The sequence below is a fragment of the Adlercreutzia equolifaciens genome (genome assembly GCF_029076695.1).
In the GTDB taxonomy this organism is placed as follows: Bacteria; Actinomycetota; Coriobacteriia; order Coriobacteriales; family Eggerthellaceae; genus Adlercreutzia; species Adlercreutzia equolifaciens_A.
Genome location: NZ_JARFIK010000002.1, coordinates 780,974 through 796,910, shown reverse-complemented (window position 1 = coordinate 796,910; position 15,937 = coordinate 780,974). Strand labels below are relative to the sequence as shown.

Below are 15,937 nucleotides of genomic sequence, written 5' to 3'. Positions count from 1 at the left end.
TCACTCCTCAATCTTTCCTGGTGCCTCGGCGAGAGCAATCTCGCGAGCAACGCGCTCGTAATCATCTTCCGTTACCGGGCAGCGCAGAGCGCGCTCCAGCTTTCTTGTCTTTCTCGCCTGGGCGAAACACGCGGTCGAGCACACATAGGCGCCTCGTCCCGCCACACGACCGGAGGGGTCGAACTGCACGCCGTCCTCCTTCGAGCGCACCACGCGCCAGAGCGTTCCCTTTTCCTGGGAGGCTCCGCATCCAATGCAGCTGCGCTGGCGTTTTTTCGTCGTCGTGGGCACCGGGAAATCAACTTCCTTCGCTGCTACTCGTCCTCGAGGGAAGCATGGATGCCACAGTACCGGCTGCCCGGGCGGGCATGGTTGCGGCAGCGGCTGCCGTCCTCGTTCACAAAGACGCAGAACTCGTCGTCTTCCTCTACCTCTTCCACCAGCTCGGTGTCGTTGACCAGGGACGCGCCCTGGAAGCTGGCGGGCTTGATGTCAATGTGCCAACCGGTGAGGCGGGCGGCCAAGCGGGCGTTCTGACCCTCCTTGCCGATGGCCAGCGACAGCTGATCATCCGGCACCACCACGGTGGCGTAGTTGTTGTCCTCGTCGATGGTGACGCGGCTCACCTTGGCCGGCGAAAGGGCGTTGGCCACGTAGACCGCCGGATCGTCGCTCCACTGGATGACGTCCACGCGCTCGTTGCGCAGCTCCTCGACCACCATGCGCACGCGGGAGCCCTTCGGGCCCACGCAAGCGCCCACCGGATCGAGATTGGCCTCGCGGGAGTACACGGCCACCTTGGAACGGGCGCCGGGCTCGCGGGCCACCGACTTGATCTCCACCACGCCCTCGTAGATTTCCGGCACCTCGATCTCGAAGAGGCGACGGATGAGGTCGGGGTGCGTGCGGGACACGATGATGGCCGGACGGGCCTGCTCGCCGCGCAGACGCGGCGCATCGGAATTGGGATCGCGCACGTCGATGATGAGCACCTTCAGGCGCTGGTTGTGGCGATAGTGCTCGTTGGCCGGGCGCTCGTTGCGCTCGCCGGGATTGCGCTTGGCATCGTAATGGGGCAGCTCGGCCTCGACGCCGTCGCGAATCTTGATGATGGTGAAGTCGGGCGTGCCCTGGAGCACCGTGCCCGTGACCAGATCGCCCACGCGACCGGAGAACTCCTCGTAAATGGACTGCCGCCCCGCTTCGCGCACGATGGAGGCAATGACGCCCTTGGCGTTCTGGGCGGCAATGCGGCTCACGTCGTCGGGGGTGACGTCGCGCTCCTCGAACTCGGCGTACTCGCCGGTTTCCTCGTCGGGCTCACCGACGGGCACCAGCTCGTACACGTAGATCTTGCCCGTCTGGCGATCGATGGTCACGCGGGCGTCCCATTCCAGATCCAGAATGCGCTCGTAGCTTTTGGCCAGCGACTGCTCCAAACGCTCGATGAGGTAAAACTCATCGATCTTGCGCTCGTGGGCCAGCGCCTGCAATGCCTCGATCAGTTCCGAACTTGCCACTTCTGTGATTCCTTTCCCTAAGCGCTGAAATCTACGGTGCCCTTGATGCGGGCTCGCTTGATCTGATCGAAGGGAATGGCAACCGTGTTGCCGTCCACCTCGATCAGCACCTCGTCGTTCTCGTAACCCTTGAGCGTACCGGTGAACGAGCTGCGGCCGTCTAGCGGACCGCGCGTCTTCACCACGGCCTCCTCCCCGGCAAAGCGCTGGAAGTGCTCCGGCGTGCGCAGGGGGCGGTCGATGCCCGGGGACGACACCTCGAGCATGTAGGCGCCCGGGAACGGGTCGATCTCGTCCATGAGATCCCCCACCCAGGCCTGGGTGGCCATCAGCTGGTCGAAGCTGATGCCCTCCGGGGTATCGATGTACACGCGAATGGTGGGCGCCTTCTTCGAGCCGACGATCTCGACGGTGACGATCTCCACGCCCTCGGAGGCCGCGCGGGGCTCCAAGGCCGCCAAGAGCGACTTCTCTTTACCAGTGAGCATGACTACCTCCTTTTCGCGTTCGCAGGTTTCCACTTTCGGGGCATTTTGCCCTAACAACAAAAGAAAGCGGGAGCGATCCCACTTTCTCAGATGCGAAAGTATGTCCGCGCACCAGGGTGCGCAGCTTTTTCTTTATACCACAGTTGTCGCCGTTACGCTAGGGATTTCGCGGCTTTTGCACGGCCGCCCGTCAAGCACGGCCCCAACGGCGCGCCCCTGCGGCCCAGCGGCGCGCGCTTCGGACAGCGCGGCGCCTCTCTGCAAACGGCTAGTCGGCCGCCTGCTCTTCCTCCACCACCTCGGTCTCCTCGACGACGTCGTTGCCCGCATAGCTTTTCACGAAGTCGATGAAATCGGTCACCGTGCGCGAGTGCACATGCTTCTTGTGGTAGGCCAGGTACACGGTGTAGAAGTGCTCGGGCACGCCGTTCACGCGCACCTGCCGCAAGTTCGAGAACAGCTGGGCGCCCAGCGAGTCCAGCATCAGGGCACCGGCATTGCCGCCGTTGTAGGACAAGAAGGAGCCCATGGACACATCGTCGTCGTAATTGAACGAGGCGCTGTGCACCTCATGCTCCTCCAGCATGGCGCTGACGCGGTCGCCGATGGGTGTGCCGCGCCGGTAGGTGCACAGATCCACCCCGTTGAGGGCCTCGAACTCCACCTCGGCCGTGCCGGCCAGCGGATGGTCGTCGCGTACGTAGAGGGCCAGCTCGCACAGCTTCACGGGATAGTACTCGATTTCCGTCTCGTTGGGGCGTTTGCCGCAGAAAGCCACATCTAAGGTGCCGTGGCGCAGCTGCTCGGTCAGATAGTTGGTGAAACCCTGGGACACCTTCACAATGACGCGCTTGTCGAAAGCGTCCTCGAAATCGCGGATGAGGGCGGGGAGGTAGTGGTCCTGGGTGGTAAAGGTAGTGCCCAGGTTGACCGTGCCCAAGCTGGCGTTGGACCGGGCGCTGACCGCGGCCACACCGTCGTCGATAGCCCGCAGCGCCAGGCACACGTGCTCGTAGAACACCTCGCCATAGGGAGTAAGGGAGACCAAGCGCCCCTTGCGCTCGAACAAGGGCGCATCAAGCTCCTTCTCCAAAGAGAGAATAGCCCCGGAGAGCGTGGGCTGGGTAATGAAGAGCTCTTGGGCGGCCCGGGTGTAGTGCAGTACTTCGGCAAGCTTCTTGAAGTACTTGAGCTGAGACAGATTCATGCTTTCCCCTTGCGGATGTCGGACCCTGCACAAATTTCTTACGACCGATCGCTCCCCCTCGATCGTGGCTTTTCCGCCTCATTCGCCGTAGCAAACAATGCCATTCGAATGACTCAAGTATACTCGAAGCGAAATGTTTGCACCAGCAAAATTCACCCCTGCCCCGGGAGCATTGAGCAGGACGCACAAAAAGCGGGGAGCTTCCACTCCCCGCTTTCTAGATCGACAGAGGTTTGCGCAATAGCGACGTTACTCGGTCGTCCAATCCTTCTTGTAGCCCGCAGCAGCCTTGAAGATGTACAGGCCCAGCAGCAGGATGACCACCAGCATGACCATAGCCACGATGAAGGCCACGGTGAAGCCGAAGGAGGAGCCGATCCAAGCCCAGATCATAGCCGCGAAGGCAGCGATCAGGTTGAACACGGTGGACACGCGAGAGTAGATGATGGAGTACTCGCGGGTGCCGAAGGACTGACGGCAGATAACGGGAACCAGCACCACGGCGGTGGCGTAGCAGCCGCCGAAGATGAAGGCGCCGGCGTACATGGCGTACTCGCTGAAGGTGCACAGCCAGCAGAGCAGAATGCCGATGATGCCAGCGGCGAAGGCGAAGATCAGAGCGCCCTTGGCGTTCTTGTCAGCCACAGCGCCCAGAACCACCTTGAAGATAGCCTGGCCCACCATCATAACGGTGGACATAACACCGCCGACGATAACCACGTCGAAGGCCACGTCGGTCAGCGACTTGGTGTAGGTGGGGAACTGCATGGCGATGAGGATGGCGATGTTGATAAGGCCGGCGAACACACAGATGGCGTAGAACATCGGGGTCTTCATCACGAAGGAAGCGTCCAGGCCGGAGGGCTTGGCGGCCACTTCAGCACCGATGGCGTTCTGATGCATGGAAGCACCGTAAGGAGCCAGGCCGCAGTCCTCGGGAGAGTTGCGCACGCAGAACAGCGTGAAGGGCAGCGAGGTGACCAGAGCAATAACGCCCCAGATCAGGTACAGGGTGTGGAAGTCGTAGCCGTTCGTGATCAGAGCGGTGAACACGGCGTTCCAGATGGCGCCGCCGATGCCGGTGAAAGCCATGCACAGGCCGATGAAGAAGCCGGCGCGCTCAACGAACCAGCGGTTGATAAGCGTGGGGATGGCCAGCCACAGGATGGTGATCTCGCCCAGGCCCAGCATAACGGCAGCCACGTAGAACAGCACGATGGTGTCCGAGAAGCTCATCAGCAGGAAGGCGCAGCCAACGAGGGCGGCGGAGATGGACAGCAGAATGCGGATGTCCATAGTCTGCAGAAGCTTGCCCGCGAAAGGCGAGGCAATGGTCATGGTCAGATACATAACAGTCACGTACATGGCGAAAGCCGTAGTGGGAACACCCAGGCTCTCGGCGACGACGGGCTGGAACATACCCCACGTGGAAAAGCACAGCGCCGAACAACCGAACGTGATCATGATGCCGGTCAGTACGACAAGAAGGTGACGCACGCTCATCTTCTCTTTGGTAGCGGTCGCGCTCAAAATGAACCTCCTCTAATAGCGAAACAGAAAAACTTGCGCAAACTTCGAACCCCTGTTGAACGAAAGTTCACGGGCATTGCACCCGCACTGCACAGTCTAGCGAACTCGCCGTCGCATTTTGACGGTCAATGTTGAGCAGTTTGTCCCTATTTAGATATAAAAATGGGACAACTTATTTTTGTTGTCCCATTATTGATAATAATTATGCCGATTTACCTATAGTCAACGCCAATATATCCCTGAAGTATTCCGATAGAAACTGGACATATTTTCTAGCTTGAGTATTTCCTAGAAGCTGCGGTACTTCTCCATGATCAGCGGCGCGGCAATATAAACCATCACCTGATCGGTACCTTCGGCAATTTGATTGCCGCGGCTGTCCTCCCAGATGCGACTTACCCGCGAGCCCTCGGTATAGCCCAGGCCACCCAAAATTTGCATGGCGTCCGAGGCCACTTCCACGGCGGCCCGGGGCACGTAGCGCTTCATGAGGGCCACCATGAGCCGCTCCTCTTCCCCGGCGTCCTCAATTTCGCAGGCGGCGCGGTACACCATGGAGCGCATATTCTGCAGGCGCACCTCCATGTCAGTAAGCATGGTCTCGATTTGCTGGAAGCGCCCTACCTGAACACCGAAGGCCTTGCGGCTGCGCGCATGGGCCACGGCATCGTCCATGGCCGCCTGGGCAATACCCAGCGACGAGGCGCACAGAAGAACACGACCGTATTCCAGCAAGTGGAACAAGCGGCGGAAGCCGCCCTCGGCATCGTCGAGACGCCACTCCGGCTTGAGCTCTACATCGTCGAAGGAGATAAGCGCGAAGGGCAGCATGGATTGGCCGATCTTGCTGATGGGCACCGCATTGATGCCGGGCACATTGCGGGGCACCAGCCAGAAGGAAAGCGAAGGATGGCCGCCGGTCTCCTTCTCGTCGCGATCGATGGCGGCGGTCAGGATATAGGGCGCATATTCGCCGTTGTTCACGTAGGACTTACGACCGTTGAGGAGGATCTTGCCGTCGACGGTTTGGCAGGAGGTCTTCATAGCCATGGTGTCCGAGCCGCCGTCGGGCTCGGAAATGGCCAGAGCGAACATGAGGCGTCCGCTTTGGCGATAATCGGCCGTAATGCTGGCCGCTTCTCCCCCTTGGGCGAAACCCTGCATAATATGAAGGTTGAAAAGATCATTTTGGAAAGGCAGCACCGTGCCCGCGCAACGCGAGAGCTCCTCCACAATGAGCACTTGGGAAAACAGCGTATGGGCCACATCGGCGGGCACGTTGTCCTCGGAGGTCTCGTAATAAAGATCGACGAACTCCTTCATAACCATATCGGGAAGGCCCTGATCGCGGCACCAGCGGCTTACGCGCTCGGGCGCAAAGGTTTCCATGCCGAAATTCCGAAAAGCACCGACGAGCTTCTTCTGCTCATCGCTTAGAGTGAAGTCCACCGTCTCTCCCCTTTCATATATAAGAGTTGTCTCCCATTAAAATAGTGATGGATGCGAAGCGCAAGGATCATTCGCAAAAAATTGTCCAACGGCAGCCGCCATCTGCCCCATTTTGCTACCCAATGTGAAACATAAAATTAATCTTGTCCTGTTTGTTTCCCGTATTAATCACTCAATATAGCTAATTTTTATAGAAATTGAAGCCTTTTTTACTCATATCTTTCATATTGTCCATAGTTGGATGTCAACAATCCTGCGAATATATAACTGCAAACAAACGAACCGCCCGACCGACACCAAAGAGAGGAAGGAGAGTCGTTCCATGACCGTCACTGAGAAACTCAATGGCTACGGACCGCTCGCCGGCATCAAAGTAGTGGAGATGTGCACCTACGTGGCCGCTCCCGCCACCGTCCGCGTTCTGTCTGAGATGGGCGCCGAGGTTATCAAGATCGAGTCCTTCGCTGGCGATACCCAGCGCACCCAGGGCCCGGGCTTCGGCTGCGAGCTGACCGACACGGAAGATCCCACCATCGACCTGAACAACACCAACAAGAACTGGGTGTCCCTGAACCTCAAGGACCCCGAGGGCCTGGCCATCGCCAAGAAGATGATCGGTGAGGCCGACATCTTCATGAACAACATGCGTACGGCCGCTCTGCAGAAGCTCGGTCTTGACTACGAGACCCTGCATGCCGAGTTCCCGGGTCTGATCTGGGGCCAGATGCGCGGCTACGGCGAGTTCGGCGAGTTCGCCCATGCCCCCGGCTATGACGCCGTGTGCTGGGCTGCCCGCGGTGGCGTTGCCGGTACCTTCCCCGAGAAGGACACCTCCCCGGCCATTCCGCCTCAGGCCTTCGGCGACTACAACACCGCCATCATGATGGCCGCCGGCCTGCTCGGCGCGCTGGTGAACAAGCTGCGCACCGGCCAGGGCGAGAAGGTTGTCGTCAACCTGTACCACTCCGCCATCTGGGGCGGCTCCATCGGCCTGTGTGCCCAGCAGTTCGGTGCTGACTACCCGAAGTCCCGCACCGACGTGCCGAACCCCTTCAACAACACCTACAAGACGGCGGACGACAAGTGGCTGTACATCTGCCAGCCGCAGCACAACCGCTACTACAACGACATGATGAAGATCATCGGTCGCGACGACCTGGTGGACGATCCGCGCTTTGCCACCATCGAGAACGTCAAAGAGCATCATCTGCAGCCGGAGCTCATCACCATCCTCGACGAGGGCTTCTCCAAGAAGGACCTGGAAGAGTGGCTGAAGATTCTGGCCGAGTGGGATGTGCCCAGCCAGAAGGTGTTCCGCTTCACCGACATCCTGAAGGACGACGAGGCCTACGTCAACGACGCCATCCGCAAGGTGAACTACGAGGCCTTCGGTGAGCACGCGCTGCCCACCACGCCGATCCGCTACGCCGGCTTCGGTGACCCGCCGATCATCCTGTCCAAGCCCATCGGCTACCACACCGCCGAGTACCTCGAGAAGTACGGCTACACCCCCGAGCAGATTGCCGAGCTGGAGGAGAAGGGCGCTGTGAAGTGCTACCACGGCGAGGAAGTGCCGGACACCATCTTCAAGTCCGAGCGCCAGGTCAAGGGCGAAGCCGCCTGCAACTGGTAGGCCCTACCAACCCAACCTGCACCTGGCAGGTACGACAACCAGGCTCCTATCTCTCGAAACCCCCTCTTCGGAGGGGGTTTCCTTATGCGGCAACCCTGAAAGGGAGTGCTATACTGGCCCTATGAACAGCAATTTTCGTCACATGTTTTCCGCTCTTGACCTTCGCTTCGTCGCCGGCCTTGCAACCATCTGGTTTACCCTGATGGTCTCGCCCTACTACCCGCTCTCTCTTTCCTCGGCCACTATGGCCAACTCGGCGGCTCTGCTGTCCACCTACCACCTGCTTTACTCGCTGTTCCTTATTCTTGCCTACGGCTGCCTTATCGGCGCCCGTCGCCCTCTTGCCGGGCACCGTCCCGTTTGGTTGCGCCGCGTAGCCGGTGCGGCAGGCTTTGTCGGCTGCCTGTTTTTCCTCCTGAGGCCCGACCAAGGTCCGAACTTGCTGGCCTTCGATGTCATCGCCCTGGCTCTGACGGCCTTTTCTACGGCGTTCTTTTTCATTGCATGGCTCGCGGCCTGCTCGCAACGCGGCCGTGCCCGCAGCGTTCTGACCATCGGCTTTTCCTTCGTGGTTTTCAGCGCTCTTTGGATTGTGCTCATCTTCCTGGGCAAAGGGCCCCTCAGCTTCGTCTCGACGCTGTGCCCGCTCTTGTCTCTTGCGCTGCTCGAGGGCACCGGAGCCCTTCCCCGTGAGACGCCGGTATCGGAATCGGTGCGCTCGCTGCGCCCCCTGCCCTGGGGCCTCATTGCCCTGCTCGTGGTTTTCATCTTCTTCGGCGCCCTATCGGTGCGCCTGTTCACCACCATGGGCTCGGGCATCGATATGATCGGCCTGCTTCAGCCCGTGGCCCAAGTCACGACAGCGGCCACCGGTCTCGTCCTTATCGGAGCCGCCACGGCGTTCTTCTCGCGCAGGGAAGCCTCTACCTCCAACATCATCTCCATGGTGGCCCTGGTGGCGCTCATCTACATGGCTATGCTGCTGGTGCTCAACCTCGCCCATCCCGACGGGCTCTGGGCCACCTTCGCCAAACGCGTTCTTGTCGGTGCCGAGCACAGCACCGAGGTTCTGCTGCTCATTTGTCTGGCAAGCAAAACAGCGCGGCGGCACCTCTCATGTCCGCTGGTCTACGGCCTCGTCGGCATCGCGGCCTTCACCTTGCCCCAGCTGGTATCTCAGGACGTCATGCTCTCGAGTGGCGCACTGGCTTCACTGGCAGCCTCTCCCTTGGTAGCCCCGCTCGCCTCGGCCGGCGCCTTCTTTATTGCCGCTGCCGCCATCGGCCTGCTCGTCGCGTATTCCCGAGGCACCGTAGAGCGCTTCCAACTTCAGGGCGACGAGTGGCAGGCCGAGGTATGCCGACGCGCCACGGCCTCCTACGACATTTCCTCCCGCGAGCTCGAGGTGGTCTCCCTTACCTATCGCGGCTACTCCGCCAAACGCATTGCCGAGACGCTTCTGGTCTCCGAATCGACGGTCAAAAGCCACCTTTCTCACGTGTACCGAAAACTGTCCGTTAAAAACAAGCAAGAACTTATTGCCCTGCTCGACACCTATCGGTCAAATTAATTTCTTGTCAAATCTGTTATTCTACCTGGGAGTTGTTCGTTTAGTCTAGGCGCTACACCCTGGGCTAAACCAGATTTGTCCCTTTGGACGGTTGTCCCTTCCCCACCATTTATCCATAGTTCTTCCCACGACGGAAGCAGCCAAGCTTTCGCCGTGGCCGGTTTGAGGATACCGGCTGTTTGCACAATGAAGGAAGGATGGATACATGAGTAACTTCATGGACGAATCTCGCTCCGATGGTCTGTCTCGCCGCGCTTTCCTGCGCGCCGGCAGCCTGGCTGCCGGCGGATTGGGCCTTATGGCTTTGTCCGGCTGCGCTCCCCAGGAGGCGTCTGAGAAAACCGACACCGCCGCAACGGGCGATGCGGCATCGGGCGAGACGCGCGTCACCACCGAGTTGGCTATCCCGGCGGCCGCGGCTCCCGAGAAGACCACCTACGACTGCGACGTGCTCGTCATCGGCGGCGGTTTCGCCGGCCTGAACGCGGCCATGGCCGCCAAGGACGCCGGCGCCAGCGTCGTCATGGTGGACAAGGGCAACCCGGGTTATTCCGGCCTGTCTCCGTGGCCCAGCTCCCACCGTTGGTTCGATCCCGATATGGGCGACGACGCCGATGCCTTCAAGAAGGCCATCACCATGGGCGGCGAGTATCTGGTAAACCAGAACTGGTACCAGATGTGGATCGACCACTCCAAGGAGACCTACCAGCGCCTGGCCGACTGGGGCCTGATGGATCGCTACGATCGCTGCGCCGACACCGAGTACTGGAACGATCTGGATTTCCAGGGCTACTACGACGCCAATGCCAGCGTTGACCGTCATGCCCGCTGGCTTCCGCTCATCGAGGAGGCCGGCATCGAGGTAGCGCCCTTCACCATGGTGGTGGATGTGGCACGCGACGGCGATGCGGTCTGCGGCGCCGTGGGCTTCCATGTCCCGTCCGGCACGCTGGTTACCTTCAACGCCAAATCCGTGATTATGGCCATGGGCGGCGGCTGCTACAAGCCCACCGGCTACCCGGTTGGCGGCAACACCTTCGACGGCGAGTACATTGCCTACAACCTGGGCCTGCCCATTGCCAACAAGGAGTTCGATGACTTCCACGTCACCACCTCCTATGCTTCGGGCAACTCCTTCGTGGACAATCAGTGGGACTGGCTGGAGAACATCTGGCTGTGCGGCGGCGACATTACCGCCGACACGGCGGAAAGCTACGCCACCGGCAAGGAGAAGGCCATGGTAGTGGCCCGCGTGACGGGCACCATCGACGGTATGGCCGTGAACGACGGCACCAACATCGAGGATCAGGCCGCTGCCGACATCGGCCGCCGCGGCGGCACGCTGTCGGGCAACGAGGACGATATCCGCATCGGCAAGATGCTGTCCCCCAAGCCCAAGGGCGACTGCTACGGCGCTGCCGTGGGCATGCAGTCCCACTTCTCCGGCGGCGTGTTCTGCGGCCTGGACGACGTCGAGGGCGCTACGGGCATTCCGGGCCTGTGGGTGGCCGGCGACGGTATCAACGGCTGCGCCGTGACCGGCTCCGCCTACCCCGTGGGCGTGGGCTTCACGTCGAACTTCACCTCCATCCAGGGCCACATCGCCGGTGAGGCCGCGGCCAAGTACGCTGCCAGCGCCTCCACGTCCGGCAAGGTGCCCCAGGACACCATCGACGCGGTGAAGGCCGAGATCGAGGCGCCGCTCAACCAGGAGAAGGGCTTCAGCCCCGACTGGGCCCGCGACGAGCTCCATGGCATCATGTCGCCCTTCTGGGTACTGGTGGACAAGAGCGAGCCGGCGCTGAAGGCCGCCCTCACCCAGGTGCAGCAGATGCGCGACAAGGTGGTTCCCAAGCTGCAGGCCACCAACCCGCACCAGCAGCGCCTGTGCATCGAGATGAAGCACAAGGTGCTCTCCGCCGAGATGAAGCTGCGCGCGAGCCTGGAGCGCCAGGAGAGCCGCGGCGCCCACTACCGCAGCGACTTCCCCTATCGCGACGACGACAACTTCCTGTGCTATATCACCATCACCAAGGGCGACAAGGGCGACATGGTCATCGACCGCGTGCCGCTCAAGCAGGACTGGGTTGGCGACACCAAGCAGGACTACGCCACCCGTTACGCCGTGCGCTTCCCCGGCGAGGCGAAGGCCAAGGGCCTGCCCGAGGAAGAGTCGACCGGCGGCTGGGGAAAATAGGCAGGAAAGGAGAAGAGATATGAGCGTTGTACGCTACGATTTGAACAATTGCATCGGTTGCCAGCACTGCGTGACCGTATGTCCCATGGACGTGTTCCGCTTCGACACCGACAACAACAAGTCGGTCATCGCCTACCCCGAGAACTGCCAGAGCTGCGGCCAGTGCTATATGGGGTGCCAGGGACGCTCTTTGGATATGAGCTACTACCAGACCTCTATGGTGAATGCTGCGGCCCGCGCGGCCGTGCCCGACTCGGTCACGCCGGATTCCGTCAAGGAAGCCACCATCGCCCAGCCCGAGAAGTCGGCCGAAGAGGCCGCGGCCAAGGAGGCCGAGGGCGGCGACAAGTCAGGCGGCTGGAGCGGTAAATAGCCCCTTTCAACAGAGTCGGCCCGACCGCATCCTCCCTGGCGATCGAGCCGACTCCTCTTTTTTCTATCCTCCGGGAGCTTCGCGCGCAACCGCACGCGAAGTTGGGCTTAAGAACGCGCTTCGGGATCAATACCCCAGGCGCGTTCCCATTTCTACCACATCAAGGCCCATCTGACGGGCCAGATCGAAGCCGATGGGATCGGCCTTCACCGAACGCCACTGCGGGCGCCCCTCCTCGTCCAGGCCGGCAAAGCCCGTGGCAATGGCACCCGGCGCCAGCACCGGGCCCTTGGGGCGCGGATGCACGGCGATCATCTCATGGGTGGCCAGCCAATGATCGATGAGCTCCAGCGTGCCCTCGGCGCCGCAGTTGTTCAGACCAGCGGTGGCCAAGCCGCCGCCCAGCTTCCCCTTGAGCACGTTCTCCACCATATGGAAGGGACGGGTGCGGTCCATGAAGTTCTTCATGCGCGCACTGACCGTACCGAAGTAGTCCGGCGAGGCCAGCAGAATGGCATCGGCATCGCGCATCTTCTCGTACAGATCGTTCATGTCATCGGACAGCGTGCAGCTGGTGCGCCCCAAACAGGCATTGCAGCCGATGCAGAATTGAATGTCGAGCTGCGCCAATTCCACGAGCTCGGTCGACGCGCCCGCCTCGGCCGCCGCGTCCAGCGCCGCCTTCAGCAGCGCCGCCGTCCCCTTCCCCGGCCGATGGCTCCCATTGATTCCCAATACTTTCATAGCGTTCCTTTCAAAACTCTCTGGTTATTCAGCTAAGGCTGAGTGTAGAGGGGTACCGGGTGGTGCTCACCAAGCGAGTTCACCCCAAGGGTACTTCCTCGCTTCGCTCGGGCGCCGACACGCAACGAAAACAGTCCACTGGACTGTTTTCCAAAGCGAGGACTGTTTGAGCGACTGAGCACTAACCGGTAGCCCGACCCCGGAAGAGCCCCAAACAAGAAAGAGAGCCCCGGCCATGCGGCATCGGGGCTCTCAAGGTACGAACGATTATCCTCGTCCGAACTCTTACATGTTGTGGAAGGCGTACTTCTCGGGGTTGGCCTTCACGTCCTCGCGGTTCTTCGGGTTCATCTTCAGGGTGCCCATGATGCCGTCGTTGGTGTTGGAGGCCAGAACCTGGTTGCGGTTCTCCATCTTGATGACGTTCTCGAAGGAGGTGCCGTCGAGCGAGGACTGCAGGCACTCCTTGGTCAGGCGCAGACCGAACGGAGCGGTCTCGCGGCAGATCTCCTCGGCCAGGGCCACGGCGGTCTCAAGCACGTCGTCGTCGGCCACGACCTGGTTGGCGAAGCCCCACTCCAGCAGCTTCTGAGCGTCGAAACGACGGGGGTTCATGAGGATCTCGCAAGCGCGAGCATAGCCCACGATCTTCGGGAGGAAGAAGGCGCCGCCCATGTCGGTGCCGGTGTAGCCGATGGACAGGTAGCCGGCGTTCATCTTGTAGGACTCGCCCAGGATGCGCATGTCGCAAGCGCAGGAGATGGACAGGCCACCGCCCACGGCGAAGCCCTTCAGGGCGCCGATGATGGGCTGCTCGCAGCGACGCATGTTCACGATCTGGTCGGAGCACATACGCTGCATGATGTAGAAGTCACGCTGGATGCGGCCCATGTCCTCGGGGGGCTCGAGCGCGAGGTCGTTCAGGTTGAAGCCGGCGCAGAAGGACTTGCCCTCGCCGGTCAGCACGATCACGCGGCAATCCTTGTCCATGCGCACCTTGATGAGGAAGTCGTTGAACTCCGCCATCTGAGCGTAGGACATGGCATTCAGGTTGCCGGCGTCGTTGAAGGAGCAAATGTAGACCGGGCCGCGCTGCTCGATCTTCAGCTTCTCGTAGTCGTAGGTGAACTCGGGAAGATGATAAGCCTCCTGGTACACGCTCATGTAAAACCCCTTTCTCAAACCTTTACTCAAGTTGGTTGATTTAGCCCATCGGAATTCCCGTTCCGTCAAGCTTTGCTCTTATCATGCCTGGATTCGAACGCTATTTCCACGGACAAAAATTAATCTTTGTCCTTTTAGATACACAATTATTAAAAAGTGTGGGGTAAATTTCTCGCTGGTATTGCTGAGCTCTATTGAAGTATCGCTTCTTCCAATAATCTTTTCTCATTTTACACTGTTTGTCCCACATACAAGTTTGTATGCTGAAAGCAAGCAACAACTCGTGGGCTATCGGCGGACGGCTTGCTTCGCATTACTTGAAGGCTTCTCAGGGAAGTCCAACGGAGCGGCAGTCGACTGCTTTTAGATTGAAGGTTCTCTTAAGGAAGGAAGCCTATGATCACCGATCTGAAGATCAACGAGGAGCAGCGGAAGAAGTACTACGAGAAGGGGTACTGGACCGAAGACACCATCCGTGATGTCTGGGACCGCCAAGCAGCCGCCCATCGAGATGACGAGTACGTCGCCGACGACCAGGGTGCACGCTATACCTATGGCGAGATCGACGATGCCGCCAGCCGCCTGGCCGCGTGGCTCGTGGACCAGGGCATCGAATCGGGCGATGTGGTGACCCTGCAGTTCCCCAACTGGGCCGAGTTCTGCATTGCCTATGTAGCCTGCTTCAAGGCCGGCGCGGTCATCCAATCCCTGGCCCGCAACTTCAACGGCGCCGATTTGACCTACGCCATGAACCTGGTGGGCTCGAAGGCCTACATCGGCCCTACCTATTTCCACGGCGTGAACTACGAGGAGCAGATCCTTTCCATTGCCGACGACATTCCCACGCTGAAGGCCATTGCCCTGGTGGACAAGAAGGCCCCGAAGGCCGTGGGCAGCACGCTGCCCACCATCAACGAGATCGTCGCCTCCACCGAACCTCTGGCCAGCTATCCGCCGGTCAAGTCCGACGAGGTGGCCTGCCTGCTGTCTACCTCGGGCACCACGGGCAAACCCAAGGAGGTCATGCTCACCCACAACAACATCCTCTTCTCGGAGGGGGTGTTCGTGAAGGGCCTCGAGCGCACGGAGAATGACGTCATGTGGATGCCCGCGCCGCTCAACCACGCGGTGGGCTTCTTCCATGGCCTGCTCTCCCCCATGCTTCTGGGCGGTCGCTCGGTGCTCATGCAGGACTTCGACGTAGAGAGCGCCATCAAGCTCATCAACGCCGAGAACGCCACCTGGTCCATGTGCTCCACCCCGTTCATCTACGACATTCTGAAGTACCTGGATGCTCATCCCGACGAGTCCATTCCCACCTACGTGCTGCATTCCTGCGGCGGTGCTCCCGTGCCCGGCGCCCTCATCGACCGCGCCCATCGCCATAACATTCTTCTCTGCGAGATTTTCGGCTCCACGGAAAGCTGCCCGCACATCTACGTGCCGCCCAGCAAGTGCGTGGAATGGAACGGCGACTGGTCCGGCGTGCCCTTCGAGGGCATCGAGGTACGCTACGTGGACGAGCAGGGCAACGACGTGGCCCCCGGCGTCCAGGGCGAGCACATCAGCCGCGGACCGCACCAGTTCGTAGGCTACCTGAACGAGCCGGAGCGCACCGATCGCGCCTTGAACGACGACGGCTGGTGGTTCTCGGGCGACCTGGGCTACATGGACGAGCAGGGACGCATCCGCATCAACGGCCGCCGCAAGGAGATCATCATCCGCGGTGGCGAGAACCTGTCGGCTCGCGAGATCGACGACAACTTGGTAGGTTGCCCCGGCGTGGGCGAGTCCGCCACCATCGGCATGCCCGACGATCGTCTGGGCGAGCGCATCTGCACCTTCGTGGCGCCCCTCGGCGACGCGGTGCCCACCCTTGAAAGCGTCACGGGCTACCTGGCGGAGAAGGGCGTTCCGAAGCGCCTGTGGCCCGAGCGCATCGAGATCATCGAGGAGATCCCCAAGACGCTCATGGGCAAGGTGCGGCGCAATGTGCTCACCGACGAGCTGGCAAGTCGCATGGCCGCCGAAGTCTCATAGAACATTCCTATCGAAGCACGCC

The 15,937-nt window shown here is 60.8% G+C and carries 13 protein-coding genes; 5 read left to right on the top strand and 8 right to left on the bottom strand.

Annotated elements, in window-relative coordinates; all coding sequences use genetic code 11:
• The 6 genes from rnpM to PZH32_RS09095 form a co-directional block, all read right to left on the bottom strand.
• On the bottom strand, positions 1-291 hold the full coding sequence (gene rnpM, locus PZH32_RS09120) for an RNase P modulator RnpM (protein WP_275207697.1): 291 nt from the start codon (positions 289-291) through the stop codon (positions 1-3).
• A gap of 23 nt (positions 292-314) precedes the next feature.
• A complete protein-coding gene (gene nusA, locus PZH32_RS09115; RefSeq protein WP_275207695.1) occupies positions 315-1,520 on the bottom strand; it encodes a transcription termination factor NusA in 1,206 nt (401 codons plus the stop codon).
• A 17-nt stretch (positions 1,521-1,537) separates the two neighbouring features.
• Positions 1,538-2,008: a ribosome maturation factor RimP gene (rimP, locus tag PZH32_RS09110; protein WP_275207693.1), complete on the bottom strand. Its 471-nt coding sequence runs from the start codon at positions 2,006-2,008 to the stop codon at positions 1,538-1,540.
• A 268-nt stretch (positions 2,009-2,276) separates the two neighbouring features.
• Positions 2,277-3,215 (bottom strand): LysR family transcriptional regulator, encoded by a 939-nt coding sequence (locus tag PZH32_RS09105; RefSeq protein ID WP_275207691.1) that lies wholly within the window; start codon positions 3,213-3,215, stop codon positions 2,277-2,279.
• A gap of 249 nt (positions 3,216-3,464) precedes the next feature.
• Entirely contained in the window at positions 3,465-4,745 is a 1,281-nt protein-coding gene (locus PZH32_RS09100; RefSeq protein WP_275207689.1) for a CynX/NimT family MFS transporter, read from the bottom strand.
• 288 nt (positions 4,746-5,033) lie between these two features.
• Positions 5,034-6,194 carry an acyl-CoA dehydrogenase family protein gene (locus tag PZH32_RS09095; protein ID WP_275207688.1) on the bottom strand — a complete coding sequence of 387 codons (1,161 nt, stop codon included), beginning with the start codon at positions 6,192-6,194 and terminating at the stop codon, positions 5,034-5,036.
• A 322-nt stretch (positions 6,195-6,516) separates the two neighbouring features.
• Between PZH32_RS09095 and PZH32_RS09090 the strand changes: the two genes are divergently transcribed.
• The 4 genes from PZH32_RS09090 (at position 6,517) to PZH32_RS09075 (ending at position 11,967) form a co-directional block, all read left to right on the top strand.
• Entirely contained in the window at positions 6,517-7,827 is a 1,311-nt protein-coding gene (locus PZH32_RS09090) for a CaiB/BaiF CoA transferase family protein (protein WP_275207687.1), read from the top strand.
• Between the two features lie 142 nt (positions 7,828-7,969).
• Positions 7,970-9,397 carry a helix-turn-helix transcriptional regulator gene (locus PZH32_RS09085; protein ID WP_275207686.1) on the top strand — a complete coding sequence of 476 codons (1,428 nt, stop codon included), beginning with the start codon at positions 7,970-7,972 and terminating at the stop codon, positions 9,395-9,397.
• Between the two features lie 205 nt (positions 9,398-9,602).
• A complete protein-coding gene (locus PZH32_RS09080) occupies positions 9,603-11,594 on the top strand; it encodes an FAD-dependent oxidoreductase (protein ID WP_275207685.1) in 1,992 nt (663 codons plus the stop codon).
• A 19-nt stretch (positions 11,595-11,613) separates the two neighbouring features.
• Complete coding sequence (locus tag PZH32_RS09075) at positions 11,614-11,967, top strand: 4Fe-4S dicluster domain-containing protein (RefSeq protein ID WP_343074514.1); 354 nt, start codon at positions 11,614-11,616, stop codon at positions 11,965-11,967.
• 126 nt (positions 11,968-12,093) lie between these two features.
• Here the strand turns inward: PZH32_RS09075 and PZH32_RS09070 are convergent, their stop codons facing one another.
• A complete protein-coding gene (locus tag PZH32_RS09070; RefSeq protein ID WP_275207683.1) occupies positions 12,094-12,711 on the bottom strand; it encodes a flavodoxin family protein in 618 nt (205 codons plus the stop codon).
• Between the two features lie 285 nt (positions 12,712-12,996).
• A complete protein-coding gene (locus tag PZH32_RS09065) occupies positions 12,997-13,875 on the bottom strand; it encodes an enoyl-CoA hydratase/isomerase family protein (RefSeq protein WP_275207682.1) in 879 nt (292 codons plus the stop codon).
• 396 nt (positions 13,876-14,271) lie between these two features.
• Between PZH32_RS09065 and fadK the strand changes: the two genes are divergently transcribed.
• Positions 14,272-15,915, top strand: a complete 1,644-nt coding sequence (gene fadK, locus PZH32_RS09060) for a medium-chain fatty-acid--CoA ligase (RefSeq protein ID WP_275207680.1) — start codon at positions 14,272-14,274, stop codon at positions 15,913-15,915.
• The last annotated feature ends 22 nt before the right edge of the window (positions 15,916-15,937 follow it).

Excerpts from the sequence above, each read along its gene's own strand:
- PZH32_RS09075 (WP_343074514.1), top strand. The coding sequence starts at position 11,614 with ATGAGCGTTGTACGCTACGATTTGAACAATTGCATCGGTTGCCAGCAC.
- PZH32_RS09065 (WP_275207682.1), bottom strand. The coding sequence starts at position 13,875 with ATGAGCGTGTACCAGGAGGCTTATCATCTTCCCGAGTTCACCTACGAC.
- fadK (WP_275207680.1), top strand. The coding sequence starts at position 14,272 with ATGATCACCGATCTGAAGATCAACGAGGAGCAGCGGAAGAAGTACTAC.
- PZH32_RS09070 (WP_275207683.1), bottom strand. The coding sequence starts at position 12,711 with ATGAAAGTATTGGGAATCAATGGGAGCCATCGGCCGGGGAAGGGGACG.
- PZH32_RS09080 (WP_275207685.1), top strand. The coding sequence starts at position 9,603 with ATGAGTAACTTCATGGACGAATCTCGCTCCGATGGTCTGTCTCGCCGC.
- PZH32_RS09085 (WP_275207686.1), top strand. The coding sequence starts at position 7,970 with ATGTTTTCCGCTCTTGACCTTCGCTTCGTCGCCGGCCTTGCAACCATC.
- PZH32_RS09105 (WP_275207691.1), bottom strand. The coding sequence starts at position 3,215 with ATGAATCTGTCTCAGCTCAAGTACTTCAAGAAGCTTGCCGAAGTACTG.
- PZH32_RS09090 (WP_275207687.1), top strand. The coding sequence starts at position 6,517 with ATGACCGTCACTGAGAAACTCAATGGCTACGGACCGCTCGCCGGCATC.
- rimP (WP_275207693.1), bottom strand. The coding sequence starts at position 2,008 with ATGCTCACTGGTAAAGAGAAGTCGCTCTTGGCGGCCTTGGAGCCCCGC.